At 68.3% G+C, this 26,472-nt stretch carries 27 protein-coding genes and 1 pseudogene; 24 read left to right on the top strand and 4 right to left on the bottom strand.

All coding sequences use genetic code 11. The features are described from left to right. Positions 1-12 precede the first annotated feature (12 nt). The 22 genes from ACERLL_RS12265 to ACERLL_RS12160 all read left to right on the top strand — a co-directional run bounded on the left by ACERLL_RS12265 (position 13) and on the right by ACERLL_RS12160 (position 21,563). Positions 13-858, top strand: coding sequence for a hydrogenase expression/formation protein (locus ACERLL_RS12265; RefSeq protein ID WP_373656383.1), 846 nt, complete (start codon positions 13-15; stop codon positions 856-858). Beyond that, complete coding sequence (locus tag ACERLL_RS12260) at positions 855-1,061, top strand: rubredoxin (protein WP_373656382.1); 207 nt, start codon at positions 855-857, stop codon at positions 1,059-1,061. The genes ACERLL_RS12265 and ACERLL_RS12260 overlap by 4 nt, the downstream gene beginning before the upstream one ends. A gap of 17 nt (positions 1,062-1,078) precedes the next feature. Then, on the top strand, positions 1,079-1,540 hold the full coding sequence (gene hybE, locus ACERLL_RS12255) for a [NiFe]-hydrogenase assembly chaperone HybE (RefSeq protein ID WP_373656381.1): 462 nt from the start codon (positions 1,079-1,081) through the stop codon (positions 1,538-1,540). After that, positions 1,537-2,727 (top strand): nickel-dependent hydrogenase large subunit, encoded by a 1,191-nt coding sequence (locus tag ACERLL_RS12250; RefSeq protein WP_373656379.1) that lies wholly within the window; start codon positions 1,537-1,539, stop codon positions 2,725-2,727. Before hybE ends, ACERLL_RS12250 begins: the two co-directional genes overlap by 4 nt. Beyond that, complete coding sequence (hypA, locus tag ACERLL_RS12245) at positions 2,720-3,061, top strand: hydrogenase maturation nickel metallochaperone HypA (RefSeq protein ID WP_373656378.1); 342 nt, start codon at positions 2,720-2,722, stop codon at positions 3,059-3,061. Before ACERLL_RS12250 ends, hypA begins: the two co-directional genes overlap by 8 nt. Further along, positions 3,061-3,975: a hydrogenase nickel incorporation protein HypB gene (gene hypB, locus ACERLL_RS12240; RefSeq protein ID WP_373656377.1), complete on the top strand. Its 915-nt coding sequence runs from the start codon at positions 3,061-3,063 to the stop codon at positions 3,973-3,975. Before hypA ends, hypB begins: the two co-directional genes overlap by 1 nt. A 27-nt stretch (positions 3,976-4,002) precedes the next feature. Then, on the top strand, positions 4,003-5,463 hold the full coding sequence (locus tag ACERLL_RS12235) for a sigma-54-dependent transcriptional regulator (RefSeq protein ID WP_373656376.1): 1,461 nt from the start codon (positions 4,003-4,005) through the stop codon (positions 5,461-5,463). A 14-nt stretch (positions 5,464-5,477) separates the two neighbouring features. Beyond that, positions 5,478-6,497 (top strand): NADH-quinone oxidoreductase subunit B family protein, encoded by a 1,020-nt coding sequence (locus ACERLL_RS12230; RefSeq protein ID WP_373656375.1) that lies wholly within the window; start codon positions 5,478-5,480, stop codon positions 6,495-6,497. Positions 6,498-6,542: 45 nt separating this feature from the next. Beyond that, entirely contained in the window at positions 6,543-7,994 is a 1,452-nt protein-coding gene (locus tag ACERLL_RS12225; RefSeq protein ID WP_373656374.1) for a nickel-dependent hydrogenase large subunit, read from the top strand. A gap of 10 nt (positions 7,995-8,004) precedes the next feature. Beyond that, positions 8,005-10,347, top strand: coding sequence for a carbamoyltransferase HypF (gene hypF / locus ACERLL_RS12220; protein WP_373656373.1), 2,343 nt, complete (start codon positions 8,005-8,007; stop codon positions 10,345-10,347). Positions 10,348-10,350: 3 nt separating this feature from the next. Continuing rightward, positions 10,351-10,578: a HypC/HybG/HupF family hydrogenase formation chaperone gene (locus tag ACERLL_RS12215; RefSeq protein WP_373656372.1), complete on the top strand. Its 228-nt coding sequence runs from the start codon at positions 10,351-10,353 to the stop codon at positions 10,576-10,578. A gap of 65 nt (positions 10,579-10,643) precedes the next feature. Next, on the top strand, positions 10,644-11,789 hold the full coding sequence (hypD, locus tag ACERLL_RS12210) for a hydrogenase formation protein HypD (RefSeq protein ID WP_373656371.1): 1,146 nt from the start codon (positions 10,644-10,646) through the stop codon (positions 11,787-11,789). Positions 11,790-11,838: 49 nt separating this feature from the next. Continuing rightward, the gene (gene hypE / locus ACERLL_RS12205; protein WP_373656583.1) at positions 11,839-12,828 is read left to right on the top strand and encodes a hydrogenase expression/formation protein HypE; all 990 of its coding nucleotides are present in this window, start codon (positions 11,839-11,841) and stop codon (positions 12,826-12,828) included. A 10-nt stretch (positions 12,829-12,838) separates the two neighbouring features. Beyond that, the gene (locus tag ACERLL_RS12200) at positions 12,839-14,572 is read left to right on the top strand and encodes a hydrogenase maturation protein (protein ID WP_373656370.1); all 1,734 of its coding nucleotides are present in this window, start codon (positions 12,839-12,841) and stop codon (positions 14,570-14,572) included. Between the two features lie 5 nt (positions 14,573-14,577). Then, positions 14,578-15,924 (top strand): sensor histidine kinase, encoded by a 1,347-nt coding sequence (locus ACERLL_RS12195; protein WP_373656369.1) that lies wholly within the window; start codon positions 14,578-14,580, stop codon positions 15,922-15,924. A gap of 349 nt (positions 15,925-16,273) precedes the next feature. Continuing rightward, positions 16,274-16,996, top strand: coding sequence for a DUF4198 domain-containing protein (locus tag ACERLL_RS12190; RefSeq protein WP_373656368.1), 723 nt, complete (start codon positions 16,274-16,276; stop codon positions 16,994-16,996). Continuing rightward, positions 16,993-17,436 carry an ABC transporter permease gene (locus ACERLL_RS12185; RefSeq protein ID WP_373656367.1) on the top strand — a complete coding sequence of 148 codons (444 nt, stop codon included), beginning with the start codon at positions 16,993-16,995 and terminating at the stop codon, positions 17,434-17,436. Before ACERLL_RS12190 ends, ACERLL_RS12185 begins: the two co-directional genes overlap by 4 nt. After that, a complete protein-coding gene (locus ACERLL_RS12180; protein WP_373656366.1) occupies positions 17,433-18,416 on the top strand; it encodes a transporter in 984 nt (327 codons plus the stop codon). The genes ACERLL_RS12185 and ACERLL_RS12180 overlap by 4 nt, the downstream gene beginning before the upstream one ends. 112 nt (positions 18,417-18,528) lie before the next feature. Beyond that, entirely contained in the window at positions 18,529-19,179 is a 651-nt protein-coding gene (locus ACERLL_RS12175; RefSeq protein ID WP_373656365.1) for an energy-coupling factor ABC transporter permease, read from the top strand. Then, complete coding sequence (locus tag ACERLL_RS12170; RefSeq protein WP_373656364.1) at positions 19,176-19,727, top strand: energy-coupling factor transporter transmembrane component T family protein; 552 nt, start codon at positions 19,176-19,178, stop codon at positions 19,725-19,727. Before ACERLL_RS12175 ends, ACERLL_RS12170 begins: the two co-directional genes overlap by 4 nt. Continuing rightward, positions 19,720-20,496, top strand: a complete 777-nt coding sequence (locus ACERLL_RS12165) for an energy-coupling factor ABC transporter ATP-binding protein (RefSeq protein ID WP_373656363.1) — start codon at positions 19,720-19,722, stop codon at positions 20,494-20,496. The genes ACERLL_RS12170 and ACERLL_RS12165 overlap by 8 nt, the downstream gene beginning before the upstream one ends. A gap of 398 nt (positions 20,497-20,894) precedes the next feature. Further along, positions 20,895-21,563 carry a glutathione S-transferase family protein gene (locus ACERLL_RS12160; protein ID WP_373656362.1) on the top strand — a complete coding sequence of 223 codons (669 nt, stop codon included), beginning with the start codon at positions 20,895-20,897 and terminating at the stop codon, positions 21,561-21,563. Positions 21,564-21,614: 51 nt separating this feature from the next. Here ACERLL_RS12160 and ACERLL_RS12155 read toward each other — a convergent pair whose 3' ends face one another. The 4 genes from ACERLL_RS12155 to nrtS all read right to left on the bottom strand — a co-directional run bounded on the left by ACERLL_RS12155 (position 21,615) and on the right by nrtS (position 25,485). After that, on the bottom strand, positions 21,615-22,334 hold the full coding sequence (locus ACERLL_RS12155; protein ID WP_373656582.1) for a flavodoxin family protein: 720 nt from the start codon (positions 22,332-22,334) through the stop codon (positions 21,615-21,617). Positions 22,335-22,501: 167 nt separating this feature from the next. Continuing rightward, positions 22,502-23,758, bottom strand: a complete 1,257-nt coding sequence (locus tag ACERLL_RS12150; protein ID WP_373656361.1) for a DUF3179 domain-containing (seleno)protein — start codon at positions 23,756-23,758, stop codon at positions 22,502-22,504. Positions 23,759-23,954: 196 nt separating this feature from the next. Then, positions 23,955-25,241 carry an alpha/beta fold hydrolase gene (locus tag ACERLL_RS12145; RefSeq protein ID WP_373656360.1) on the bottom strand — a complete coding sequence of 429 codons (1,287 nt, stop codon included), beginning with the start codon at positions 25,239-25,241 and terminating at the stop codon, positions 23,955-23,957. Between the two features lie 4 nt (positions 25,242-25,245). Continuing rightward, complete coding sequence (nrtS, locus tag ACERLL_RS12140; protein WP_373656359.1) at positions 25,246-25,485, bottom strand: nitrate/nitrite transporter NrtS; 240 nt, start codon at positions 25,483-25,485, stop codon at positions 25,246-25,248. 69 nt (positions 25,486-25,554) lie between these two features. Between nrtS and ACERLL_RS12135 the strand changes: the two are divergent. Next, a pseudogene (locus tag ACERLL_RS12135) lies at positions 25,555-25,803 on the top strand (helix-turn-helix domain-containing protein); the annotation flags it as partial. Next, the gene (locus tag ACERLL_RS12130) at positions 25,804-26,409 is read left to right on the top strand and encodes an MEDS domain-containing protein (RefSeq protein ID WP_373656581.1); all 606 of its coding nucleotides are present in this window, start codon (positions 25,804-25,806) and stop codon (positions 26,407-26,409) included. It begins immediately after the preceding pseudogene. Positions 26,410-26,472 lie beyond the last annotated feature (63 nt).

The raw sequence follows: 26,472 nt of genomic DNA, 5'->3' as shown, positions 1-26,472 counted from the left end.
GAGGAACAGGCCATGCGGCTCGAAGACATATCCATCGTCCCCAACGGGGGCGGCGATTCCGGGGAAGACCCGGAGCCCGAATACACGGTCATGCCCGACGACATGGCGACCTACATGCCCCCCGACCTCACCGACTGGGAGGGCGCGGTCCATACCTTCCCGGAGGCGGTGGCACGCCTGCAGCGGATCCAGGCCGAGGCGGACTTCCACACCGTCGGCAGCGCGTCCGCGGGCATAGAGCTGGAAGACCTGGACGACCGCAGCCGGCAGCTGGTGAACGACGTGCTCGGGGAAGGGGAGGTGAGCATCCGGATCGACGGCGGGGAAACCTGGCAGATCCAGGAGGCAGTGATGGCCGGCATATGGCGCCTGCGCCGCCTGGACCCCGACGGAACGGTGGCGGCCGACCGCGTGGAGGTGGGCGCCATCCCGGAGGTGGTCACCCGGGCAATGCTGCTGGAGACGGCGGCCGGCGTGCACGAGGAGCCCGCGGAGCCCGAGGCCGTGAACGCCCGCGCCCTGCGGGTGGAGCTGGCGCACCACGTGGCGGCCTTCGAGCCGGAGCAGGAGGCGCACGTGATCAATCTCACCCTGCTGCCCATGACCGAGGCCGACCAGGCCGACCTGGAGCGGATCGGTCGCGGGCCGGTGACCATGCTCTCGCGGGGCTACGGCAACTGCCGGATCACTGCCACCGCCGTGCGCAACCTGTGGCGGGTGCAGTATTTCAATTCCACCGATCAGCTGATCCTGGACACCCTGGAGGTGGTCCGGGTCCCCAAGGTGGCCCAGGCGGCGCAGGAGGACATCGACGAGAGCGCCGTGCGCCTGCGGGAGATGCTGGAGCAGCTGCAATGAGCACCGGGTTCTCCCATCTGGAGGGTCGGGCCGTCGGCCCGCAGGACCCCCTGGAGTGTAATATCTGCTGGTACGTCTATGATCCGGCCGAGGGGGACGAGGTCTGGCAGGTACCGCCCGGCACGCCCTTCCAGGACCTGCCTGCGGAGTGGCGGTGTCCGGTGTGCGATGCCGGCCCGGAAAAATTCCTACCGCTGGGGTAGAGGGCATGGATCCAAGGGTGAGCGAGCTGGAGCGCCATTACGCCGCCGTCGCCCGGGGCCGTATGGCCGATTTTCCGCTGGCCAACGGCGCGCTCGCCGTGGAGGCCGTGGGCTTCCGCCCGTGGGAAGGGGCCTGGCTGGGCGCACTGGTGACCCCCTGGGCCCTCAACCTGGTGCGCCTGCCGCCGGTTCCGACCGGGGGCTCCCGGTCCGGCCGGAAGACGGAGTACCGGTTCCCGGCAGGCGCCTTCGAATTCGTGGAGGCGGCGGACGAGGGGTTCGGCGCCTACGCCATGTGCTCCTTGTTTTCTCCGGTGCTGGAGTTTGCCGACCAGCAGGCGGCGCGGACGACGGCGGAAGCGGCGGTATCGGAGGTGCTCGACGCGGACAGGGAAGCCCCGGAGGCCGGGCAGGATGCCGCCAAGCGAACCATGTCCCGGCGCGGCTTCCTGCGGGGCGGAGGGGCGGGGGCTTCGTGACGGCGTCCCCGGGAATCGAGGGCCGGCTGACGGTAAGGGTGACCGTGGCCGCTGGGCGTATCCGGGCGGTGTCGGTACGCTCCTCGCGGCCGGTCCATGCCGGTAAGCTGTTCCGCGGACGGATGGCGGAGGGGGTTCCGGCCATGGTGCCCCTGGTGTACGCGGTCTGCGGTACCGCCCAGACGGTGGCCGCCCTCGGGGCCCTGGAAGGGGCGCGCGGTATCCTACCCGGCGCCGCCCACCAGAGCGCCCGCCGGATCACCGTGCTGGCGGAGACGGCCCGGGAGCACCTGACCGCGATCCTTACGGACTGGGCGCGTTGCCTGGACCGGGAACCACGGGCGGCGGGTCGGGAAGAGATCCATAAGTGGCCGAAGCGAGCCCGGGATCTGCTCTATCCGGAAGGCGGTTTCGAAACGTTGGGTGGCGGCCCGCTGACCCCGGAGCGGGGAGGGCTTGCCGCTTTGCGGTCGGAGATGGCCCGGGTGCTGGAAGAGCGGGTGCTGGGCATGCCTCCGGAGGCGTTCCTGGACCTGCCGGAGATCGGGGCCGCCGAGGCGCCCAGTCGCTGGCGAAGCGGCCCCCTGGGGCCGGCCATGCTGGCCTGGCTGCGGAGGACAGGGCGCGCGGGGTCGGGAAGCGCGCCGCTGGACCCGCTTCCGGATTTCGGGGAGGCGGAGGTGGCCGGTCGTATGGCCGCGGGCGGCGATGCCTTCCTGGCCCGGCCCGAATGGGACGGTGCCCCGCGGGAGACCAGCCCGCTTACCCGCAACCGGGACCACCATCTGGTGGCTTCCGCCATCCACCACTGGGGGGCCGGGGTGCTGGCGCGTCACACCGCCCGGCTGGTGGAGCTGGCCGGGATTCCGGGCCGCATGGAGGCGCTGGCCGCCGGGCTGGAGCCGGATCGGGCGGCCCGGACGACCGGGACCGCCTCGGGCGCCGGCGTCGGCGTGGTGGAGGCCGCCCGGGGCCGGCTGGTGCACCGCGCGACCCTGGAGGGCGAAAGCGTCCGGGACTATCAGGTGCTAGCGCCCACGGAGTGGAACTTCCATCCGGAAGGAGCGTTGGCCCGGGGCATGCGGGGAAGACCGGTGCCCGGAGAGGACGAGGCGGCGGAGGTCGATCTCCTCGCGCGGGCCCTGGATCCCTGCATCGGCTATGGCGTCGAGGTTTACCATGCATGAGATGGCCCTTTGCGAGAGCATCCTCGATATCCTGCAGGAGCAGGCCAAGGCCCAGCGGTTCTCGCGGGTAAGGACCGTCCGCCTGGAGGTGGGCGCCCTTTCCTGCGTGGAAAGCGAAGCACTACGCTTCAATTTCGAGGTGGTGACCCGCGGCTCCCTCGCCGAGGGGGCGGGGCTGGAGCTTATCGAAGTGGCCGGGGAGGCGTGGTGTTTGGTTTGCGCCCAACCGGTTACGGTAGGGGGGCTGCTCGATGCCTGCCCCCTGTGCGGCAGCCACCAGACCCAGGTAACGGGTGGGGATACGCTGCAGATCAAGGAATTGGAGGTGGACTGATGTGTAATGTTTGCGGCTGCGGCGAGGGCGAAGCCCGGGTGGAAGGTGAAGCCCACAACCACGTCCATGAAGGGCAGCAGATTCCCTGGGCACTCCGGAACCCCGGCGGCAACGGTGGAGGCGCCGCGTCCGGGCGCGATCTGGATTACGGTGCCGGCCCGGCGCACGCGCATGCCCCGGGCCTCAGCCAGTCGCGCATGGTGCAGATCGAGCAGGACGTCCTGGAAAAGAATGACCGCTATGCCGCGGAGAACCGCGAGTGGCTGTCGGAGCGCGGCATCCTGGCCCTCAACCTGGTATCCAGTCCCGGGTCCGGGAAGACAACCCTCCTGACCCGCACGGTGACCGATCTGGCGGAGCGCTATCCCATCAGCGTCGTGGAAGGTGACCAACAGACCCGCAACGACGCGGAAAGGCTGCGGGCCACGGGGGCGGCCACGGTGCAGATCAACACGGGCAAGGGCTGCCACCTGGACGGCCACATGGTGGGCCACGCCCTGGAGCGGCTGCAGCCCGCGGAGCACGGGGTGGTGTTCATCGAGAACGTGGGCAATCTGGTCTGCCCCTCCTCCTTCGACCTCGGCGAGGACGCCAAGGTGGTGGTGCTTTCCGTCACCGAGGGCGAGGACAAGCCGGTGAAATACCCCGACATGTTCCACCGCGCCGACCTCATGCTTCTGAACAAGACCGATCTGCTGCCCCACCTGGATTTCGACAAGGACCAGTGCATCGCCTACGCGCGCCAGGTGAATCCGGATATCGAGGTGCTGGAGGTCTCGGCCACCACCGGCGAGGGTTTCGCGGCCTGGTACGAGTGGCTGGAGGGCCGGCGCAAGGGGCGCCTGGAGCATCTGGCCGGGGACCTGGAGCTCCGGGCGGCGCGCCTCCGCGCCGCGCTTTCGGAAAACGGCTAGGCGCGGGGCGCCGTCGGAAGGGCTCCCATGAGCGAACGGCTTCCCATCCTGGTGGTGGACGACGAGCGGCGTGCCCTGGAGACCATTCGGCGCCTGCTCGAGGAGGAGTTCGCGGTCCACGTCGCCGAGGATGCGTCCACCGCCCGGGGCATCCTGGAGAGCGTGCCGGTGCAGGTCATCCTGTGCGATCAGCGGATGCCGGATATTTCCGGGGTGGAGCTGCTCAAGGAGGTGCGCGAGCGCTGGCCGAGCACCATCCGCATGATCATCTCCGCCTACACGGATTCCGAGGACATCATCACCGGGGTCAACGAGGCGGGGATCTACCAGTACATCACCAAGCCCTGGCATCCCGACAGCCTCCTGCTCACGGTGCGCGGCGCGGCGCAGCTCTACCAGCTCCAGCGCGAGAACGACCGGCTCACCGGCGAGCTCCGCTTCACACCGGGCCAGGTCCAGGGCCGGGTGGAGGGCAAGCGCGCCCGGGTGCGCCAGGAATACGCCCTGGACCGCATCATCCGCTGCCCGGACAGCCGCCTCAACAGCGTCTGCGACCAGATCGTGCGGGTGGCGCCCTACAACATCTCGGTCCTGCTCACGGGCGAATCCGGTACCGGGAAGGAGCTGTTCGCCCGCGCCATCCACTACAACAGCCCGCGGGCCGATGCGCCCTTCCTGGCGGAGAACTGCGGCGCGCTCCCCGACGAGCTCCTGGAAAGCGAGCTCTTCGGCCACCGCAAGGGGGCCTTCACGGGCGCCATCGAGAACCGCATGGGCCTCTTCGAGCAGGCGGACGGGGGCACCATCCTGCTGGACGAGGTGGGCGACATCACCCCGGCCCTCCAGGTCAAGCTGCTGCGGGTGCTCCAGGAGGGCGAGATCCGGCCCCTGGGCAGCACCGAGCGCCGCCGGGTGGACTGCCGGATCATCGCCGCCACCAACAAGGATCTTGAGGAGGAGGTGCGCGCCGGCCGCTTTCGCGAGGACCTGTACTTCCGGCTGGCCACCCTGCCCGTGCCCATACCGGCGCTTCGGGAGCGCACGGAGGACATCCCGGTCCTGGCCCGGTACATCCTGGAGGAGGTTTGCGAGGCGCTGGAGAGGCCGGTGGAGGGATTCACCGAGGAGGCCGTCGCCTGCATGCAGTCCTATGGCTGGCCCGGCAATGTCCGGGAGCTGCAGAACGAGATCCAGCGCATGGTGGTTATGGCCGAGGACCCGTGGCTGGGCGCGGACCTGCTTAGTCCCCGGATCCTGCGCAATCTCTCGGAGGAGCCCCGCCCGCGGGAGCTCGAGGACGTGGCAGAGCAGGGCGGCACCCTGCAGGATCGCCTGGAGGCCCTGGAGGCGCGGGTGCTGCGCGAGACCCTGATCCGCAACCGCTGGAACAAGACCCGTGCCGCGCAGGAGCTGGGACTTTCCCGCGTGGGGCTGCGGGGCAAACTGGAGCGCCACGGCCTGGAGCCCACCAAGGCCACCGGAGAATGAGCGGAGGGAAGCCCATGGCGGCGAGCGAGCGGGAAGACGGATTCACCGTGCTGTGGCTGCAGTCTGGAGGCTGCGGCGGCTGCACCATGTCGCTATTGTGCGCGGAGGCCCCGGACCTGTTCACCACCCTGGACAGCGCCGGCATCCGTTTCCTCTGGCATCCCTCCTTCTCCGAGGCCACCGGCGAGGAGGTCACCGCCATGCTGGAGGCGGTGTGCGCCGGCGAAACGCGGCTCGACGCCCTATGCGTGGAGGGCTCCCTGCTGCGCGGTCCCAACGGCACCGGGCGGTTCCACGTGCTCGCCGGCACGGACACGCCCATGGTGCGGTGGGTGGAGCGGCTGGCGGCGGTGGCGCGCTACACCCTGGCCATCGGTACCTGCGCCGCCTTCGGCGGGGTCACCTCTGCCGGCCCCAATCCCACCGAGGCCTGCGGCCTGCAATACGAGGGCGAGCAGAGCGGCGGCCTGCTGGGGGACGCCTATCGCTCCGGGGCGGGCCTGCCGGTGATTAACGTGGCCGGATGCCCGACCCATCCCGGATGGGTGCTGGAGACCCTCATGACCCTCGCCCTGGACGGCATGGGCGATCCGCTGCTGGACGACCTGGCGCGGCCCGCCCTGTACACGGACCACCTGGTCCACCACGGCTGCGCTCGCAACGAGTATTACGAGTACAAGGCCTCGGCGGAGGTGCCCTCGGACCTCGGCTGCATGATGGAGCACATGGGGTGCCTGGGCACGCAGGCGCGCGCCGACTGCAACATCCGGCCCTGGAACGGAACCGGCAGCTGCACCGACGGCGGCTACCCCTGCGTCAACTGCACTGCCCCGGAGTTCGAGGAGCCTGGCCACCACTTCCTGGAAACGCCCAAGGTGGCGGGCATCCCCATCGGACTGCCTACCGACATGCCCAAGGCCTGGTTCGTGGCCCTGGCCTCGCTGGCCAAGTCGGCCACTCCCAGGCGGGTCCGGGAGAACGCCGTGGCGGACCACATCGTCAACTCCCCGGCCAAGGAGCATGACGGGGAATAGCCGCGGCCGCCGCAGGGCCGCGTTCACCAGCAGGGAGCAGCGACCATGAGCCGCCTCGTCGTGGGTCCGTTCAACCGCGTGGAAGGGGATCTGGAGGTCCGTATCGAGGCGGAAGCCGGACAGGTCTCCTCGGCGTGGGTGAATTCGCCCATGTATCGCGGATTCGAGCAGATCCTTCACGGCAAGGATCCCGGGGACGCCCTGGTCTACGCGCCGCGCATCTGCGGCATCTGTTCCGTCTCCCAGTCCGTGGCCGCCGCGCACGCCGTGCGCGACGCCCTGGGCGCCGAGGCGCCGCCCAACGGCGAACGGCTCACCAACCTGGTGCTGGCCGCCGAGAACCTGGCGGATCACTTCACCCACTTCTACCTGTTCTTTATGCCCGATTTCGCCCGGGCCGCGTACGAGGGCCGCGCCTGGCACCCCGACGTGGTTCGCCGCTTCCGGGCGGAGCAGGGGGCCGCGGCCACCGACGCGGTGGCGGCCCGGGCGGCCTTCATGAACCTCATGGGCGTGCTGGCCGGGAAGTGGCCTCATACCCACACGGTGCAGGCCGGAGGGGCGGCCAAGGGCGTAACCGGGGCGGAGAAGCTCCGGGTGCTTTCCCTCCTGGGCCAGTTCCGCCGCTATCTGGAGGAGCATACCTTCGGCGACCGGCTGGAGACCGTGGCCGCCCTCGCCGGAGGAAGCGATCTGGCGGCCTGGGCCGCCGAGCGGGGACCGGAGGGCAGCGATCTGGCGCGCTTCCTGCGGGTGGCGGAGGACGTGGGGCTGGCGGAGCTGGGCCGTTCCCATGACCGCTTCATGAGCTACGGCAGCTACCCGTTCCAGGGCGAGCGGCTGTTCCCCGGCGGGGTATTCGCGGGCGGCGACCTCATGCCGCTCGATGCCGACGCCATCCGCGAAGACCTGTATTCCAGCTGGATGAGCGGCGCCCGGGAGCCCGTGCATCCCTACGAGGGCGTGACCCTCCCCGACGCGGAGCGGGAGGAGGCCTACAGCTGGTGCAAGGCGCCGCGGCTGGCGGGCCGACCCGTGGAGGTGGGGGCGCTGGCCCGGCAGGTGGTGGCCGGGCATCCCCTGATCCGGGAACTGGTGGCGGAAACCGGCGGGAATGTCCGCAACCGCGTGGTGGCCCGGCTGCTGGAGCTGGCCCGGGTGGTGCCGGCCATGGAGGCGTGGGCCCGGGCCATCGAGCCCGGTGAGCCTTTCTACCGGGAGCCCGGCGCGCTCCAGGAGGGTGAAGGGGCGGGCCTGGTGGAGGCCGCCCGCGGCAGCCTGGGCCACTGGATCCGGGTGCACAACGGCCGGATCCTGAACTACCAGATCGTGGCCCCCACCACCTGGAACTTCTCGCCGCGTGACCGGGACGGCGTGCCGGGGCCCCTGGAAGCGGCCCTGGAAGGAGCCCCGGTGGGGGCCGACGAGCGGACGCCGGTGGCGGTTCAGCACGTGGTCCGCTCTTTCGACCCGTGCATGGTCTGCACGGTCCACTAGGAGCGCCTCCATGATCCCCTCCGAGCATTCGCCGTCCGCCACCTCCCGCGCCGTCACCCCGGCGTGGGAAGGGCTGCGGGTGGACGGCCTGGTGCAGGGTGTGGGGTTCCGCCCCTTCGTGTGGCACCTGGCGCGCGAGGAGGGTCTGCGCGGCCGGGTCTGGAACGACGCCGAGGGGGTGGGGATCGCGCTCTGGGGCCCGCAGGCCGGACGGGAGCGCTTCCGCCGCCGCCTCCGGGCAGAGGCGCCGCCCCTGGCCCGCATCGACGCGGTCCGGTCCGTGCCGGTCGGGGAGGAGCGGCCTCCGGCGGATTTCACCATCGTTTCCAGCGGCGAGGGGCCGGCGCGCACGGGCATCGTACCCGACGCCCCGGTCTGCGCCGCCTGCCTGGAGGAGCTGTTCGATCCCGCCGGCCGCCGCAACCGCTACGCCTTCCTGAACTGCACCCACTGCGGTCCGCGCTATACCATCACCGGCGCGGTCCCCTACGACCGACCCTCCACCGCCCTCGCCGGATTCCCCATGTGTCCCGACTGCGCGGCGGAGTATGCGGATCCCGGCGACCGCCGCTTCCATGCCCAGGCCACCGCCTGCCCGGCCTGCGGGCCGCGCTTGGTCTTCCGCCGGGCGGGGGACGAGCCGGAGGGGGGTGATGCCATCGCCGCCGCCCTGGGGGCGCTGGGAGCGGGCGCAGTGGTGGCAATCAAGGGCCTCGGCGGCTATCACCTGGCCGTGGACGCCCGTAATGAGCGGGCCGTGGAGCGCCTCCGAGAGCGCAAGGAGCGCGGCGGCAAGCCCTTCGCCCTCATGGCGGCCAATACGGCCTCCCTGGACGGGGTCGCGGTGCTGGACGAGGCGGCTCGGGCGGCGCTGGAAGGCCCGGCCCGGCCCATCGTGCTACTGCCTAAGACGGAAGCGGGCGAGCGGCGCCTGCCGGGCATCGCGCCTGGCCTCGTCCACATCGGCTTCATGCTCCCCTACGCGCCGATCCATTACCTGCTCTTCCACGAGGCCGCCGGACGCCCGGCGGGGCGGGAGTGGCTCGAGGCGCCCCAGCCCCTGCTGCTGGTTATGACTAGCGCCAACCCGGGCGGAGAGCCGCTGGTCACGGACAATCACGAGGCGGAGCGCCGGCTTTCCGGCATCGCCGACGCCTTCCTGGAGCACGACCGCCCCATCCTGGTGGGCTGCGACGACAGCGTGGTCCGGCCCCGGGACCGGGGCGCACCGGTGTTCCTGCGGCGCTCGCGCGGCCACGTTCCAGCGCCGGTGGTCCTGCCCGAGGAAGGACCGAGCGTGCTGGCGACGGGCGGCTGGCTGAAGAACACCGTCTGCCTGACGCGGGGCGGGGAGGCCTTCCCCTCCCAGCACGTGGGCGACCTGGCTAACGGGGCCACCATCCGCGTCATGGAGAGTGCGGCGGCGCACCTGCGGCGGGTGCTGGAGGTAGACCCGCGGGTGGTGGCCTGCGACCTCCATCCCGATTTCCCAAGCACCCGGTTCGCCCAGGAGCTCGCCGACCGTTGGGATGTGCCCCTGGTGGCGGTGCAGCACCACCACGCCCACATCGCCGCCGTTGCCGCCGAGCACGGCCTAACCGGACCGGTCCTGGGCGTGGCCCTGGACGGCGTGGGGCTGGGACCGGCCGGGGAGGTCTGGGGCGGCGAGCTGCTGCGGGTGGACGGTGCGGATTACCGGGCCCTCGGCGGGCTCCGGCCCATTCCCCTTCCCGGCGGCGACCGGGCGGCGCGCGAGCCGTGGCGCACGGCCGCCGGGCTGCTGTACCTGCTCGGTCAGCGGGAGGAGATCCCCGCACGCTTCCGCCGGGAGGGCGCGGAACGGATCGCCGACTTGATGGACCGGGGCCTCAATTGCCCCTGGACCTCCAGCGCGGGGCGGCTCTTCGACGCCGCCGCGGCCCTCCTCGGGCTTCGGGAGATTACGGGATTCGAGGGGCAGGCGGCCATGGAGCTGGAGGGTCGCGCGCAATCGCGGGGACCGGTACCCGCCATGTCCGGCGGCTATCGGATCGCTGGGGGGCAGCTGGACCCGGCTCCCCTGATGGAGGCCCTCGCGGACTGCCGGGATTCCGGATGGGGGGCGGCCGTGTTCCATGCCACCCTGGCCGCCGGAATTGTGGACTGGGTGGCCTCGGCGGCCGCGGCGCAGGGTCTGGACCGGGTGCTGCTGGGCGGCGGCTGCTGGGCGAATCGGATCCTGGAGGAGGACGTGCGGTCCGGCCTGGCGGCGGCCGGCCTGCGGGTATTCACGGCGGAGGCGCTGCCGCCTGGCGACGGCGGGCTGAGCCTGGGCCAGGCCTGGGTGGCGGCGCGAACCATGAACAAGGAGTAGGTCATGTGCCTGGCGGTTCCGGGAAGGGTTGCCGAGGTGCGGGAGGACGAAACCGCGCTGGTTGATTTCTCCGGGGTTCGGAAGGAGGTGAGCCTGGCCCTGGTGGACGGTGTGGAAGTGGACGAATACGTGCTCGTGCACGTGGGCTACGCGCTCCAGCGGATCGACCCCGAGGAGGCGGAGCGGACCCTGGCGCTGTTCGCGGAGATGGAGCAGCTGCAAGGCGGGTAACAGAAATGGGCGAACGCCGGCTCGGATGCCTGGCGTGGTTGTGTTCCTGAAAGGCGGTTTGCGGCATGAAATACGTAGACGAGTTCCGTGACGGCCAGAGGGCCCGGCAGCTGGCGGGTGCCATCGCCGAGGAGGTGGAGGAGGAGCGGAGCTACCACTTCATGGAGTTCTGCGGCGGGCACACCCACGCCATATTCCGCTACGGGGTCCCGGACCTGCTGCCGGAGAACGTGCACATGGTCCACGGTCCGGGCTGCCCAGTGTGCGTCCTACCCATGGGCCGGGTGGACGCCGCCATCGACCTGGCCCGACGCCCGGAGGTGATCCTGTGCACCTATGGCGACCTGCTGCGGGTGCCGGGGTCGCGGAAGTCCAGCCTGCTTCAGGCCCGGGCGGCGGGGGCGGACGTGCGCATGATCTATTCGGCCGCCGACAGCCTGCAGATCGCGCGCGACAATCCGGACCGCGAGGTGGTGTTCTTCGCCATTGGCTTCGAGACCACCACGCCGCCCACGGCCGTGGTGCTCAAGCAAGCGCACGCGGAGGGCATCGAGAACTTCAGCGTGGCCTGCAACCACGTTCTGACCCCCGCCGCAATCACCCACATCCTGGAGTCGCCGGAGGTGCGCGAGCTGGGCACCCTGCCGTTGGACGGCTTCATCGGCCCCTCCCATGTCTCCACCGTCATCGGCAGCGCGCCCTACGAGTTCTTCGCCGAGGAGTACGAGAAGCCGGTGGTGATCGGTGGCTTCGAGCCGCTGGATGTGCTCCAGGCCATCCGCATGCTGGTGCGGCAGGTGAATGCGGGGAGGGCGGAGGTGGAGAACGAGTTCACCCGGGCGGTGACCCGGGCGGGCAACCGCAAGGCGCAGGCGCTGGTGGCGGATGTCTTCGAGCTGCGCAAGCAGTTCGAGTGGCGGGGACTGGGCACCGTTCCCTACAGCGGCCTGCGGATCAAGGAGGCCTACGCCGCCTTCGACGCGGAGCGCCGCTTCGCCGTGGAGGTGGGCCGGCCGCGCGAGAACCAGGCCTGCCTCTGTCCCTCGGTCCTGCGCGGCGTGGCCAAGCCCACGGACTGCACCCTCTACGGCACCACCTGCACCCCGGACAACCCCATCGGCTCCTGCATGGTGTCCTCGGAGGGGGCCTGTGCCGCCTACTACGCCTACGGCCGAACCCGGGAGCCGGCCGTCGCGCCGGTGGATGCCTGAGGAGGGCGCCTTGAGCGGAAAACTGGATCTTAAGCGCGGCCGGGTGGAGATGGCCCACGGTGGGGGGGGCCGCGCCATGAGCCGGCTCATCGACGAGCTGTTCGCGGCCGCCTTCGACAACGAATGGATGGCGGCCGGCAACGACGCCGCGGCCTTCACCGCGCCGGCCGGGCGCATGGTCATGGCCACCGATAGCCATGTGGTCACGCCGCTGTTCTTCCCCGGCGGCGACATCGGTGCGCTTTCCGTGCACGGCACCCTCAACGACGTGGCCATGGGCGGTGGCCGGCCCCTCTACCTTTCCGCCGGCTTCGTGCTGGAGGAGGGCTTCCCGCTGGCGGATCTCAAGCGCATCGTCGATTCCATGGCCGCGGCCTCCCGGGAAGCTGGGGTGCCCGTCGTTACCGGGGACACCAAGGTGGTGGAGCAGGGCAAGGCGGACGGTGTGTACATCAATACCACCGGCGTCGGCGTGGTGCCCGAGGGCGTGACCGTGGGCGGCAACCGGGCCCGGCCCGGGGATCGCATCCTGGTGAACGGCACCCTCGGCGATCACGGCATGGCCATCCTCTCCGTGCGCGAGGACCTGGGCTTCGGAACCGACCTGCAATCGGACAGTGCCGCCCTGCACGGGCTGGTTGCCGCTATGCTGGAGGCCGTGCCCGGAATCCGCTGCCTGCGCGACCCCACGCGCGGCGGGCTGTCCGCCACGCTGAACGAGCTCGCCCACCAGTCGGAAGTGGGCGTGCGCGTCCGCGAGGCGGAGCTGCCCGTACGGGAGGAGGTGCACGCCGCCTGCGAGTTTCTGGGGCTCGATCCCCTGAACGCGGCCAACGAGGGCAAGCTCGTGGCCGTCTGCCCGCCCGAATCGGCGGAAGTCCTCCTGGAAACCATGCGGGCCCATCCCCTGGGCCGTGCGTCCGCAATCATCGGCGAGGTGGCCGATTCCGATCGCCCCCTGGTGGAGATGGAGACCGCCTTCGGCGGCACCCGCCTGGTGGACTGGCTGCACGGCGAACAGCTGCCCCGCATCTGCTAAGGAGCCGGGAATGCGCATCCTGTTCCTCACCCATGCCTTCAACAGCCTCACCCAGCGGCTGTTCGCCGAGCTGGAGCGGCGCGGCCACGAGCTGTCCCTGGAGCTGGACGTTAACGACGCGGTGACCCGGGAGGCGGTGGCCGCCTTCGAGCCCGACGTGGTCCTCGCTCCCATTCTGAAGCGGGCCATTCCCGCGGAGATCTGGCGGCAGCGACCATGCCTGGTGGTTCACCCGGGCATTCCCGGGGATCGGGGGCCTTCCGCGCTGGATTGGGCGGTCCAGGAGGGCATCGAGCGCTGGGGGGTGACCGTGCTTCAGGCGGAGGCGGAGATGGACGCGGGCCCCGTCTGGGCCTGGGAGGAGCTCCCCATGCGGGACGCCCGAAAGAGCAGCCTGTACCGCAACGAGGTGACGGAGGCGGCCGTGGCGGCGGTGCTCCGCGCCTTGGAGCGGTTGGCGGCCGGCGATTATCGGCCCCTGCCGGCGAGCGCGCTGCCGCTGGACCACCAAGGGGGCTGGCGGCCCCTAATGCGGCAGGCGGACCGCCGCATCGACTGGAGCCGGGAGGACACGCGGGCCATCCTGCGCAGGATCCGGGCCGCCGACGGCCAGCCCGGCGTCCGCGACGAGCTGGCCGGCCGCCCGGTGCGGCTGTTCGATGCCCATCCGGAGGACCGACTGCGGGGTGAGCCGGGGACGCTGCTCGCCCGGCGGCACGGGGCAGTCTGCCGGGCAACCGTGGACGGGGCGGTCTGGATCGGGCACCTGCGGGCCGAGGACGAGGAGGCCGGCCCCGCCTTCAAGCGGCCGGCGGTGGAGGTGCTCGGCGAGGCGGCGCGGGCACTTCCGGAGGTCCCCGTGCCGCTGGAGAAAGGCTCCGGGCGCACGTTCCGGGATTTGATATACAGGGAGCGGGACGGCGTGGGCTTTCTCGACTTCCCCTTCTACAACGGTGCCATGGGCACGCCCGAATGCGAGCGCCTCCTCGCGGCCTACCGCGAGGCCCTGGAGCGGCCCACCCGGGTCCTGGTGCTGACGGGCGGGCCGGACTTCTGGTCCAACGGCCTCGACCTCAACCGCATCGAGGCGGCACCGAGTCCGGGCGAGGAGTCCTGGCGCAACATCCAGGCCATGAACGACCTGGTGCGGGCCGTCCTGACCACCGAGGACCGCCTGACCGTTTCGGTGATGCGCGGCAACGCCGGCGCCGGCGGGGTGTTCATGGCCCTGGCGGCAGACCGGGTCTTCGCCCGCGACGGGGTGGTCCTGAATCCCCACTACAAGAACATGGGTAACCTCTACGGATCGGAGTACTGGACCTATCTGCTCCCCCGCAGGGTGGGGCAGGAGCAGGGCCGCGCCATCATGCAGCGCCGGCTTCCCCTGCTGGCCGCCGAGGCCGCCGAGATCGGCCTGATCGACGGCGTGCTCGGAACGACGCCCGAGCAGGCCGGCCGGGCGGTGGAGGACTGGGCCGTGGCCCGGGCCGCCGATCCGGCGCTTGACCAGGAGCTTGCCGCCAAGCGGCAGCGCCGGGCCGCCGACGAGGCCGACAAGCCCATCGACGAATACCGGGCCGAGGAGCTGGAGCGCATGCGGCTCAACTTTTTCGGCTTCGATCCCAGCTACCACGTGGCCCGGTACAACTTCGTGCATAAGGTCCCCCACTCCCGGACCCCACTGTATCTGGCCCGTCATCGGAGCCTGCGCTACGGGCCGGGAGCCGCTGCAGCGGAGGCCTGACCCCAATGGCGCGCCGCAAGGAGCCAACCGCCTCGGAAAACCAGGATCCCGGACTTTCCGCGGAAGGCGAGCAGGCCTGGGTGGAGGTGGTGCGGAAGATGGACGAGACCTACGAGGAGCTCGTCCAGCAGCAGGTGGCGCTCGAGGAGAAGAATTCCGCCCTGGAGGAGGCCCAGCGCTTTATCGAGAGCGTCCTGGGCTCCATGTCGGACCTCCTGATCGTCTGCGACGTGGCCGGCCGCATCAAGCGGGTCAACCCGGCCTTGGAGGAGCTGGTGGGCCGCGCGGCCACGTTCCTCCAGGACACGGAGTTCCACCGGCTGTTCGCCGAACCGGACCAGGAGCGCCTGCGCACCTTCCCGCAGGTCATCCGCAATGACTCGGTGACCGACTGCGAGGTGCGGCTGGTGGACGCCGCCGGGCACTGGCAGCCGGTGGCCATGAACTGCACCAGTCGCTACGACCACCGGGGCCGCCTGGTGGGCATGGTGCTCACGGCGCGCAATGTCGGCGAGCTGCGGCGCGCCTACACGGAGCTGGACCAGGCCCACCGGGAGCTACAGGAGACCCAGCACCAGCTGGTCCAGTCGGAGAAGATGGCCTCCCTGGGGCGCCTTATCGCGGGCGTGGCCCACGAGCTGAACAACCCCATCTCCTTCCTCTACGGCAATGTCCACGTGCTGCGCCGCTACGCCGGGCGTCTGGAGCGCTATATCCGGACCCTCGAGGAGGGGGCTGACGAGGAGGAGCGGCTGCGGCTCCGCGAGGAGCTTCGTATCGGCGAGCTGCTGGAGGACCTGGATCCGGTACTGGAGGGCACCCTCGAAGGCGCCCAGCGCGTCGGCGACCTGGTGGGGGAGCTCAAGGGATATTCCGGGGGCCGGCGGGGCAGTCCGGAGACCTTCAACCTGAGCCCGGTGATCCGCACCGCCTCGCAATGGGTTCAGAAGGGCGCGGGCAGTATCGTGTCCGTGGATCTCGACCTGGCCGAAGAGCTGCCGGTCCGCGGTTATTCCGGCCAGATGCACCAGGTTTTCGTGAACCTAATCCAGAACGCCGTGGACGCGGTATCCGAGCACCGGGGCTCGGGCGGTGTCACCGTGGTTGCCGCCCGCACCGGCGGGGAGGTGCGCGCCTCCATCCGGGACGACGGCCCCGGCCTTGAACCGGACCGGATCCCCGAGCTCTTCGAGCCCTTCTTCACCACCAAGCCGCCCGGCCAGGGAACCGGCCTGGGCCTTTACATCGCCTACGGCATCGTCAGCGAGCACGGCGGCACCCTGCAGGCCGCCAACCGGCCCGAGGGCGGCGCGGAGCTCTCCCTGAGCCTGCCCCTGGAGGGCGCGGTGTGACCGCCGGCCGCGCGGGCCCGGCTCGGGACAGCGAGCCAGGCCCGCGCCTGTCCCGCGATGAAATCGCTACCGCTTTTGAGCCACCCTGCCCCTGGACGGGTGGAAGGGCTTCCTTCCCCCTCCACCGTTGGGCGCTCGGCGACCGGAAAGCTGCCTTCCGGTTTTTAGGAATACTGGCTGATGGGGTGCCGGTTCCGTGCCCATCCCGCGCCGGGAAATTCGGTCGATCGGGTAGACGCCGCTTGGCCCGGTTCTTGCCTGGATCGCTCCGCCCCATGGCCGTCGGCATCCGGGGCTCAGTGAGCCCGGAAGGGGAGCGACCGGTCCGGATAAGGTCAGGAGGAAGGCATTGAAACGGGGAAGCGCGCGAATCGCCCGGCAGGGTTTGCTGGCGCTGCTTATGGCGCAGGCCGCTCCGGCCTCCGGGCACGAGCTGTGGCTCGAGCCCGTGGACGGGGACCTGGCGCTCCAGAGGGGGCACCGAGACGGCGGCCACCAGGGCGACAAGCGCGTGACCTACGAGCCCTCCCTGGTCAAAGCGGTCCGATGCTGGAAGCCTGCCGAGGGAGCCCGCTCCGTGGATTTCGAAGCGGAATGGCCGGTGCGCGTGCCCGGGAACTGTGCCGCCCTGCTGGTCCGGACCGGATCCGGGTTCTGGACCCAGACCGCCAGCGGGCTGCGCAACATCCCCGCCACCGAGGCCGGGGAGCCCCTGGAGGCCTGGCGCTCCGTGGAATCCCTGAAACGCCTCTCCACCGCAGGGCGGCTGCCCGACGGACCCATCAGCGAGGGCCTCGAGCTGGTTCCGGAAACCGATCCGCGAACGCTGTCGGTGGGGGAGAAGTGGACCCTGCGCCTGTACTTCCGGGGCGAGCCGCTGGGCGGGGCCGAAGTCACCAATGACGGCCGCGTGGTGGGCGTGACCCGGAAGAACGGCGCCATCAACGTGCGCCTGCGCCAGGCCGGAGCGCAGCGGTTCGGCGCGGCCCACGCGGTGCCCTTTGACGGTCCCGAGGCGGAGCGAACGGAGTACCGGACCGTCCTCACCTTCACTGCCGGAGCAGGGGAATGAGACGGGTGGCTACCGCGACCATGCTCTGTGGAGGTCTTTGCCTCCCGCAGCTCGCCGGCGGCCACGAGGTCCACCACCGCGTGCTCCACCAGGAAGCCGTGGTGGTGCAGCTGCGCTATGCCGACGACCACCCCTTTCGCCATGAGCGATACACGGTCCGTCGCGCGGGGGCGGAAGCCCCCTTCCAGCGGGGTCGGACCGACGCCCGGGGGCGCATCGTATTCGTTCCGGAAGGGAAGGGGCCCTGGCGAATCAAGGCGCAGTCAGCAAGCGGTCACGGCCAGGTCCTGACCGTCGAGGCCGGCGGCGCGTCCGCCCGGGAGCCGGCGGAAGGTTCCGGAACCGGCACGCGCTGGTCACGGATGGTCTTTGCCGTGGGGCTCATCCTCGCCCTGTTCGGAGGTTTCACCCTGTTCCAAAACCGAAAGGGGAAAACGTGATCCCGCACCGGATACTGGCCGCAGGGGCGGCCTTGTGGCCGGCGCTCGCCGGCGCCCATCACGGGGTCGCCAGTCTCGGTGCCATTGGGCTGGAAGGCCCGGGGGCGCCCATCGAGACGTCCAGCTCGCAGACGCTTCCCGAAGGGAGCGCGCTCGCCTACATGAAGCTGGACCGCGCCGAGTATGAGCGCAAGACCGCCGCGCGGGACGACGAGCTGGAATATGCCGAGTTCTGGCTGTTCGGCCTCGGCTATGGCTTCACTCCCTACCTGTCCGGGTACGTCTTTTTGCCCAAGCATGACAAGGTGGTGGAGGACAACAGCTACAATACCGCCGGCTTCGCCGACATATCGCTTATGGCGGTGCTCGGATTCAAGTACGACGAGGGCTTCAGGCTGGTGCCGGAAAGGGAGTCCCTGGCTGACCTGGAGGACTGGCATTTCACCGTCTACGGCGGAGGCACCCTGCCCACCGGGGATCCCAATACCCGGGACGCCTCCGGAAACATCGATCCGGGCATGTCCCTGAGCTTCGGCGAGCCGTCGCTCACGGTGGGCGCCACGGCCACCAAGGCCCTGGGGCTCCGGCTGACCTGGGTCGCGGAAACCTCCTATATCCATTTCCGCCCGCATACCTACGCCGATGGCCAGCGCGTCCAGTTCGGGAGTGAGCTGCGGGTGAACAGCGCGTTTTCCTATCGTTTGCTCTCGTTTCCGGAACGCCGATTCCGGCTCGACGCCAACCTGGAGGCCCAGTTCCTGCGCCTGGGGCGGGACGAGGTGGATGGCGAACCGGAGGCGGCCACCGGTGGCGATATGCTCTATGCCCTGCCGGGCGTGCGGGCGTACGCGGATGCACTCAGCATCGGTGCCGGCCTCAAGGTGCCCGTGTGGACGGCGCTCAATGAGGAGGAACGCCAGCAGGGCGGAGAAGGCAGCGAGAAGTACCGGGTCATCGTGACGTTCTCCGCCCTGTTCTAGCGCTCCTTGTTTCGCCGCGCGTTTTCGCGACGGAGCACCAGATTCGGCGGCCGGATCCGGATCGCGGAGGGTTCAGCGAGTCGCAGGCGGAACGGATGCTTGAGGAGGCGGTTTGCACATTCCTGACGGGTTCATCGCGCCGCAGTGCTATCTGCCCGCCTACGCCGTCTGCGGCGGCCTCTGGATGCTCGCCGCCCGGCGGGCCCGGACCGGCCTGGCGGAGGAAGTCATTCCGAGATTGGCCGTGATGACGGCCCTGGCCTTCGTCCTTACTACCGTCATGATCCCGATTCCCGGAGGAACCTCCGTCCATGCATCCGGTATCGCTTTGCTCGCCTTGCTCTTCGGCGTCTGGCAGGCCTTCATCTCCATGAGCCTGGTGCTGCTGCTTCAGGCCCTTCTGCTGGGCGCGGGCGGCATCACCTCCCTGCCGGTCAACGCCCTGGCCATGGGGCTGGCGGGTCCGGCGGCGGCCGTGGGGACGTATCGGATGCTGCGGAGCCTCCGGGAGGAGCTGGCGGTGGGTGTCGCAGGGTGGACCGGCGTGGTGGCTTCCGGCGGCGTCCTGGCGGTGGTGCTCGGGCTGCAGCCGCGGTTGGCGCACACTCCGGACGGCGAGCCCCTGTTCTTCCCCTTCGGGCTGGTCGTGACCCTGCCCGCCGTGGGTTTTCCGGCGGCGCTGGTGGGCGTGGGGGAAGGGGTTCTGACGGTTCTCGTCTGGCGCTACGCCCGCCGGCGCGGCTGGCTGGAGCTCCGGGAATGAGGGACCGCTTCCTGCTGGCGGGGTATCTTGCGGCGGTGGTGGCGCTCACCTTCCTGCACAGCATTCCCGCCCTGGGCGTCTGCATCCTGGCCGCCCTGGCCCTCTCCGGACGGGCGGCGCCCCGGCTGCTCGGGCGGAGCGTCCGGGCGATCCTGCTCTTCAACCTGACGGTTTCCCTCAGCTACGCGGCGGTGGCCTGGTGGCAGGGCCACTTCCCGGCGGAGTACCTGCTGCGGATCAACCTGCGCGTGCTCCTGCTCGTCTTCCTAGGCTTCTGGCTGGTGGAGCGCGTCAACCTGGCGCGCGCGCTCGCCTTTTCCCGGTCGCTTATGGTCCTGGTAACCCTGTCGGCCGGTCAGGCCCTGGCCTTCCGGCGGCTGGTGGGGGAGTTCAGGCAGGCCTTCCGGAGCCGCGGCGTGGGCCCCATGACCCTGGCGGACCGCTACCGGTTCGCGGCCACGCTGGCCGGTCATCTCCTGGACCTGGCCGTGGAGCGGTCCGCGGAAGTGGTTCGGGCCATGCGCTCCCGGGGAGTCTTCGATGATTGAGCTCGACGGAGTGAGCTTCCGCTACCCGGGCGGAGAAACGGCCCTGAGCGACGTTTCCATGCGCCTGGAGGCGGGGGAGAAGGTCGTTCTCCTGGGTGCCAACGGTTCCGGGAAAAGCACCCTGCTCCGGATCCTCGACGCCCTGGAGATGCCTCAGGCGGGCACGTTTCGCTTTCGCGGGGAGGCCGTAAGCGGCCGGCGCCTCCGGAACAAGGCCTGGGCCCGCGATTTCCGGCGCCGGGTGGTGCTCCTGTTCCAGAATCCGGAGGCCATGCTGTTCAACCCGACCGTGCACGACGAGATCGCCTTCGGGCTGCGGCGGGCCGGGGTGGAGGGCGTGGAGGAGCGGGTGCGGAGCTGGGCCCACCGGCTGGACCTCAGCCGGCGGCTGTCCGCCTCCCCCCTGGCGCTAAGCCAGGGGGAAAAGCAGCGTACCTGTCTCGCCGCCCTCCTGGTGCTGGAGCCGGAGGTGCTGCTCATGGACGAGCCCACCAGCAGCCTGGATCCCCGCAGTACCGGCTGGCTGGTGGACCTCCTGGAGGAGCTTCCGGCTACGGTGGTGACCAGCACCCACAATCTGTCGCTGGCCGCCGAGCTGGGCGGACGGGCCCTGGTGCTCGGGGAGGATCATCGGCTGATAAGCGACCAGCCCACGGCGGAAACCCTGGCGGACACGGAAACCCTGTATGCCGCCAACCTCATGCACACCCACCGGCATCGGCACGGCGCCCTGGAGCACCGTCACTACCACCTGCACGACTGGGATTGAAGGGGCGGTTTGGGTGGAAGGAGAATCATCCGGGCTTTGTCGCAAGGGATTGGCGGAGAGGAGGGGGTTTCATTGGCTGCCCTGTCCTCGTGCCCTTGAACGTCGAGGAGATGGGTGCTGAACAAGCGCCACGATGATTCTAAAATTGTCTTCTTGAGTCCCGGATTAGGCTCAAAAAGACCTTATTTAACAGAAACGGTGTGTCTTTCCCCCCGGCTCTCCTGGCTGGTCGAATCCGCTCGCGGTCTCCGGACGTATGCTATTGGTAGCAAAGAACGGGAATAGGGCCCGGTGCAGCTAAGACTGAAGTTGCCGCCTTATCCTCAGGAGATGCCCAAGGCGGAGGCTGGTTCTTGCTCTGCTGATCCGGTCCTCCACAACCGAGAGAGGGGATATCCATGATTGAGCTTTATACCGCCGCCACGCCCAACGGGTGGAAGGCCTCCATCGCCCTGGAGGAAATGGGGCTGGAGTATACGGTCCGACCCATTGATTTGAAGGCGGGGGAGCAGAAAGCCGAGTGGTATCTAGCAATCAATCCCAATGGCCGAATTCCGGCCATTGTGGACCGGGACAATGAGGACTTCCCTGTCTTCGAATCCGGAGCCGTGCTGGTTTACTTGGCCGAAAAGACAGGCCAGCTCCTGCCGAAGGATACCAAAGGCCGCTCCCGGGTTATGCAGTGGCTGATGTTCCAAATGGGTGGGGTGGGTCCCATGCAGGGCCAAGCGAATGTCTTCTACCGCTATGCCCCGGAGACCATCGACTACGCCATCCAGCGTTACCAGAAAGAAACCCGGCGCCTGTACGAGGTGCTGGACCGCCAGCTCACCGAGCATGAATTCGTGGCGGGGGACTACTCCATCGCCGACATCGCCCACTGGGCCTGGGTGCACGCCCACGAGTGGTCCGGGGTTTCGGTGGACGGCCTGCCCCATCTCCAGCGCTGGCTGACCGCCGTGGGAAACCGCCCCGCGGTTCAGAGGGGACGCAATATCCCCGAGCCCGAGGGGGCGGGCGAGTCGGAGGAAGAAAAAAAGCGCAAGGGCTCGGGCATCCTGATCTAGCTGGCGCTCGTCCAGGGACATAGAGGCCAGGAGATAGAGCTCTGCAGGGGTCTATCTCCGATACTCGGGGTTGGCGTAATCAAAGCGGCATCCGGCCTGCCATGCCTCGCGGTCGTTCCCCTGGTTGGGGATGCCTCCGGCGTCCTTAAGGATCCGGGCCATGTGCATCAGGTTCCAGGTCATGATGGTGGTGTTTCGTTGGGTAAAGTCGTTATCGAGGCCGGCTTGTGAGCCATCCTCTAGAACATCCCCGTAGGAGGGGCCGGGGCCTGCCTCGCCAATCCAGCCACAATCGGCCTGCGGCGGGATGGTATATCCCAAGTGCGAAAGGGCGTAGCCAACGGTCATGGCAATGTGCTTGATGCCGTCCTCATTGCCGGTGACTATGGTGCCTCCTACCTTGTTGTAGTACACCGACTGACCCCGGGCGTTTAGCTGGCCGGACATGCCGTAGAGCCGCTCAATTAATACGCGGCAGACGGAGCTTTCCTCGCCGAGCCAGATTGGCGTTCCGATCACCAGAATGTCGGCGTCCTGTATCTTCTCCCAGATGGCGGGCCAGTCATCCCGGTCCCAGCCATGCTTGGTCATATCCGGGTAGATACCCGGCGGGACCTGATGGTCGAGCAGATGCAGGTGACTAACCTGGACCCCATTTTTCTTCATGATGTCGCTGGAAGCGTTGAGCAAAAGCCGGGTGTGGCTCCTGGCGGACTCCTTTTGGAGGGAGGTATTGATGAACAGGGCGTTCAGATTGGAAAAGCCCTCCACGGGCTGGGTATTTTCCTGGTTTTTCGTAGACACAGATTACTTCCCCATTTAACGGCAGGATCAAATTCAAAAGCTACCGATGGGCTTGGGTGGATCCGATTGTTGCCTGATAGTCCATTATTCCGGGTCGGAGACCACCCGGGCCGAACCCTGTAGGTGTCAGTTTTCTAGGCGGCTTTCCTCTGTTCGGCGGGCTGGGTCTCGGCAAAGACTTTGGTGTCGGGTTTGAAATGGGCCCAGGCAAACCAGAAGAGCTTGTTGAAATGGGGGAGCTCGGTGAGGTTCCTGCCCGCCAGGCCTCCCTCCCTGGCCCTGCCATGGATGTCCCACAGGCTTCCCGTTTCCAGGTCCCTGGCTACGATCCCTTCCTGCTCAAGGCGGTAGGGCTCAAACCTCAAGGTTTGCGCATCCAGTCGCCGGGAGAACACGGACCCCACGTCTGAGGCGGCGTCGTATAGAACCACTAAGGGCTCCCCGCCGAGGGTGTCCTGTATGACGCCTTTTTTCTTGGCAATGTCCACGGGATAGGCGCGACGTTCCCCGCCCTGCTCCACACCCAAAACGAAGGACATGGCCGGCAGCCGGTCATCGACCGGAGCCTCAAGCCGGTGCCACGGGCTCCGGCGACGGGTCAGCTTTTCCAGCGGGATGAGCTTTTGCAGCATCCAGTTGACCATTCGGTCGCGCAGGGTGCGTGGCGGGGCGAAACGGACCCGGGTCTCCGGGTGCAAGGCCTTCCATTCCGCCCAAGTGGTCAGCAGGAGGGGGAGGGCCTGAAGCTCTCTGCCCTCGTCGGGGCCCGCAAAAATCCGGCCATCCAGCTGCTGGATGAAGTTTCCCCGTTCCGGTTCGAAGAAAATGATGTTGTTGTTGGTGGCGGTCAGGGCCCGGAGGTTCAGGGGGCGACCGTCCAGCTCTGCCTCGAAGGCGATGCCGCTATTGCACAGGATGCAATAGGAAACGGTGACCGGGTGGCCGCCCAATTCGTCATGCAGGTAATGGGGCCGCGCCAGCAAACTCCGGGGATAGGCTCGGGTCTCCTCATTGTGGAAAAGCCCCAATACATGGGTATCCGGGTCAAGGAGCTCGTCGCCCTCCTCCGCCGACAGGATTTGTTGTCCTTCCGGTGGTGTCATTACGTAGGGGACGTAGCCGCTCCAGAACAGGAAGGCAAGGAAAGCCCCCGAGCCTAGGGTGAGCCAGAGCCAGAAGGGGTCGGTGGAGCCCGCCGGGAATGGCAGGGCGGCCGCCCCCTCTGCGAAGGGGCCGATTGCGCCCGCTAGCCCCCGAAGCAGCAAGGTCCCCAAGGCAAGGAGCCCAATGGCCCAGAAGAAGTGACGGTAGCGATAGATCCGGACCACCTGGTTACGGGGCACGAGGACAAAATCCACCGTCATGGGGGAGAAGGGGAGGAAGATGACCAACAGCGCTCCAACCCCGGCCAAAAAGAGAAACGAATTGAGGGCCAATTCCGGCAAGTTTTCCTCCTAAGTTTAAGAAAAAGGCTCCTCGACGCCGCGCATGGAATAGTCCTCGTACGGCCAAGGCCAAGGCCAAGGCCGAGCGGCGGGGGCAAGGCCTCCAGGCTCCAAGGGGCCCTGCCCTCCTTTCCTGTCGTCGTTAGACTTCTATCCCGTCGAGGGTCCGCAGCTCATTGATCATGGCCCTTTCGTCCCCCTTCCAGATGCCCTCATTGCCGAGATAGATGTCACCCATGTTTTTCCGGCCCACGACGCGTCGCATGAAATCGATCATGGTCTCCGCCACCCGTCGGGGCTGGTCGGTATGGGCAAAGTGCCCCGCGTTCGGGATGAGGGCGGTCTGCACATTATCGGTGCCGAGCACGTTGGCGTAGCGGTGAATCTGGGCCGCCGGCATCATGGTGTCGTTCTCTCCCCAGGCGATCAGGCAGGGGCAGTGGATGGCGGAATAATCGACCCCCAGCGGCTGACGGTCCGGATCGTAGGGAAGTAGCTGGGCCGGGCTGAGGGCCGCCGCCCGGTCGGACAGGACCCGGATGTTGTGGAAGTTCAGGGGGGCGGTGGCGGAACGGAAGACGTCGGTGACACCGTCTCCGTTCCGGTTGCGGGCATAGTCCACATCCACGTACGGGAAGGTCAGCAGGCGCAGCTTGTACTGGTTGTAGACCTGCTTGTTGTGGACCATGGTTTTGAGGATCTGCACCAGGGCTTGGTCGAAGGCCCCGAAGGCCGCCGCGAACTGCCGGTCGCCCTCCTCGTCATTGGGGAGCATTGCTGCGCGGCCGATGGCCTGGATCTCATTGACGGGGTACCCGTCGAAGGCAATGGCATCGAGCTCGATCAGTCCCAGAAGCCGGTCGCTAAGGCGCGCGGCGTAATGGGAGGCGATCCCGGCGCCCCAGTCGTCGGCGATCAGGAAGAATTTGCGCCCCGGGTACTCGTGCTGCATGAGGGCTTCGAGGTAGTCAACGTCATTGGCCCAATCCCACTGCGTAGCCTTGCCCTCCGGGATGGCCTGATCGACGCCTGCTCCGATCTTCTCTCCGTATCGCCGGGGCTTGCTGCTTTCCCCCATGCCCAGCATGTCGACATTGATGGTTTCGCAGAAAGGCGCCAGAAGCCGCTGTACCTCTTCCCACTGCCCCCGGTTGCAGGGCACCCCGTGCAGCATCAGGACCAGGGGGCCCTGGTCGCCGTGTTTGGTCCAGGCGATCTCGAAGCGGTCCGTCCATTCCGCTTGGGTAGGCCAGCCGCTTGAATCGCGGTCTCCAGTAGGGACCAGCCCTTGCGTCGGCCCCTGAAAGGGGAAACGGCCAAAGGTCATGGGCCCCGGGTTCCGGTATATGGAGCGGTCCACCTCGTTTCCTGCGGCCCGCTCGGGGTGATGGCTCAAGGCGGTATAGGCGTTATGCGGTTGTGCGGTCATTTTGCTACCCCCCGCTGGGAGGTTGGTGACCCCCGGGTGCCTGGGGGTCAGGCTTGGGACTGCTGGAAAGCTGGCCATGCAGGGAAACCAGAAAGGGGACCAGGAAGGTAAGGATCATCTGGGCACCCCGCCCCAAGGTCATGGGCGCACCCAGAAGGAGGTCCCCTTGGTTGATCGCATTCAAGGCGGTACCAACCACCAGAGCGACCTTCCCGGCTCGAATGGTGTAGTCTTTCCTGATCATGGTTCCAGTGTTCGCAAAGAGCAATTAAGATAATCATAGATCGTTAACGAGGCATGTCAACGTTCGCGTATGATCGCTTGGCCCTTCTCAGATTGGTTGGTAAATTCTCTGGGACCTGTAAGCCCAAGACCTAAAGGAGCCCTAATGGCCCCGCCAGCGGACCTAGAAACCGCCTCGGAGCCTCTGCTGACAACTCGGGAGGCCGCCGAATTGCTGAACGTCAGTGAGGTTTCGGTGCGCCGGTGGACCAACGAGGGCAGGCTACCCTGTATTCGGATGGGGCGCCGTGGCGTTCGTCGTTTCCGCCGGGAGGACCTCATGGCCTTCGTGGGGGGAATGCCAAATGCAGAGGAGCATGGCCCGGTCCTTGAGGGGGAAACTCCGACGGAGGTCACCCTGGAAGGCCTTAAAGTGAAATCCGGTAGTCACCTCTGCACCGTGTACGAAAGCGAACGTGGTCGATTGAAGCTCGCCCTGCCATTCCTGGAGCAGGGGCTGTCTCGGGGCGAGCTCTGCTTTCTGGTGGCGCCTGAAGGGTCCCGTGAAGCCTTGCTGGAGAGGCTTTCCGAACGGGTCTCCGTCCAGCAGGCAAGGGACGAAGGGTATCTGGTGGAAGCCAGCGGCTTCCCTACGGGCGACGAGGCATTCCGCTTCTTCGAGGAGGCCTTCTCCGAGGCCGTAGCCAGAGGCCGGAATGCCTTCCGGCTTCTGGGGGACATGGCCTGGATGCTCGACGCCGGGTTGGACGTGGAGGCCATGAACGCCTTTGAAATGCGCTATGAGCACTTCCTGGCCAAGCAATACCCTGTAGTCAGTCTCTGCCAATACGACGCTAGCCGGTTTTCGGGCGTAGAGGTGCTCCGCGCGCTCAAATGCCACAGCGATACGTTTGGGCAGCCGGTCGAGCGATTTTTGGCGGGATAGACCCCCCGGCCGGTTTCCAATCAAAGCGCTGCCGCGGGGAAGGCCCTGCACATAGGAACCTGT

Source organism: Thiohalorhabdus sp. Cl-TMA (assembly GCF_041821045.1).
Classification (GTDB): domain Bacteria; phylum Pseudomonadota; class Gammaproteobacteria; order Thiohalorhabdales; family Thiohalorhabdaceae; genus Thiohalorhabdus; species Thiohalorhabdus methylotropha.
The sequence above is the reverse complement of the archived record's forward strand: the minus strand, read 5'-3'. Positions and strand labels throughout refer to the sequence as shown.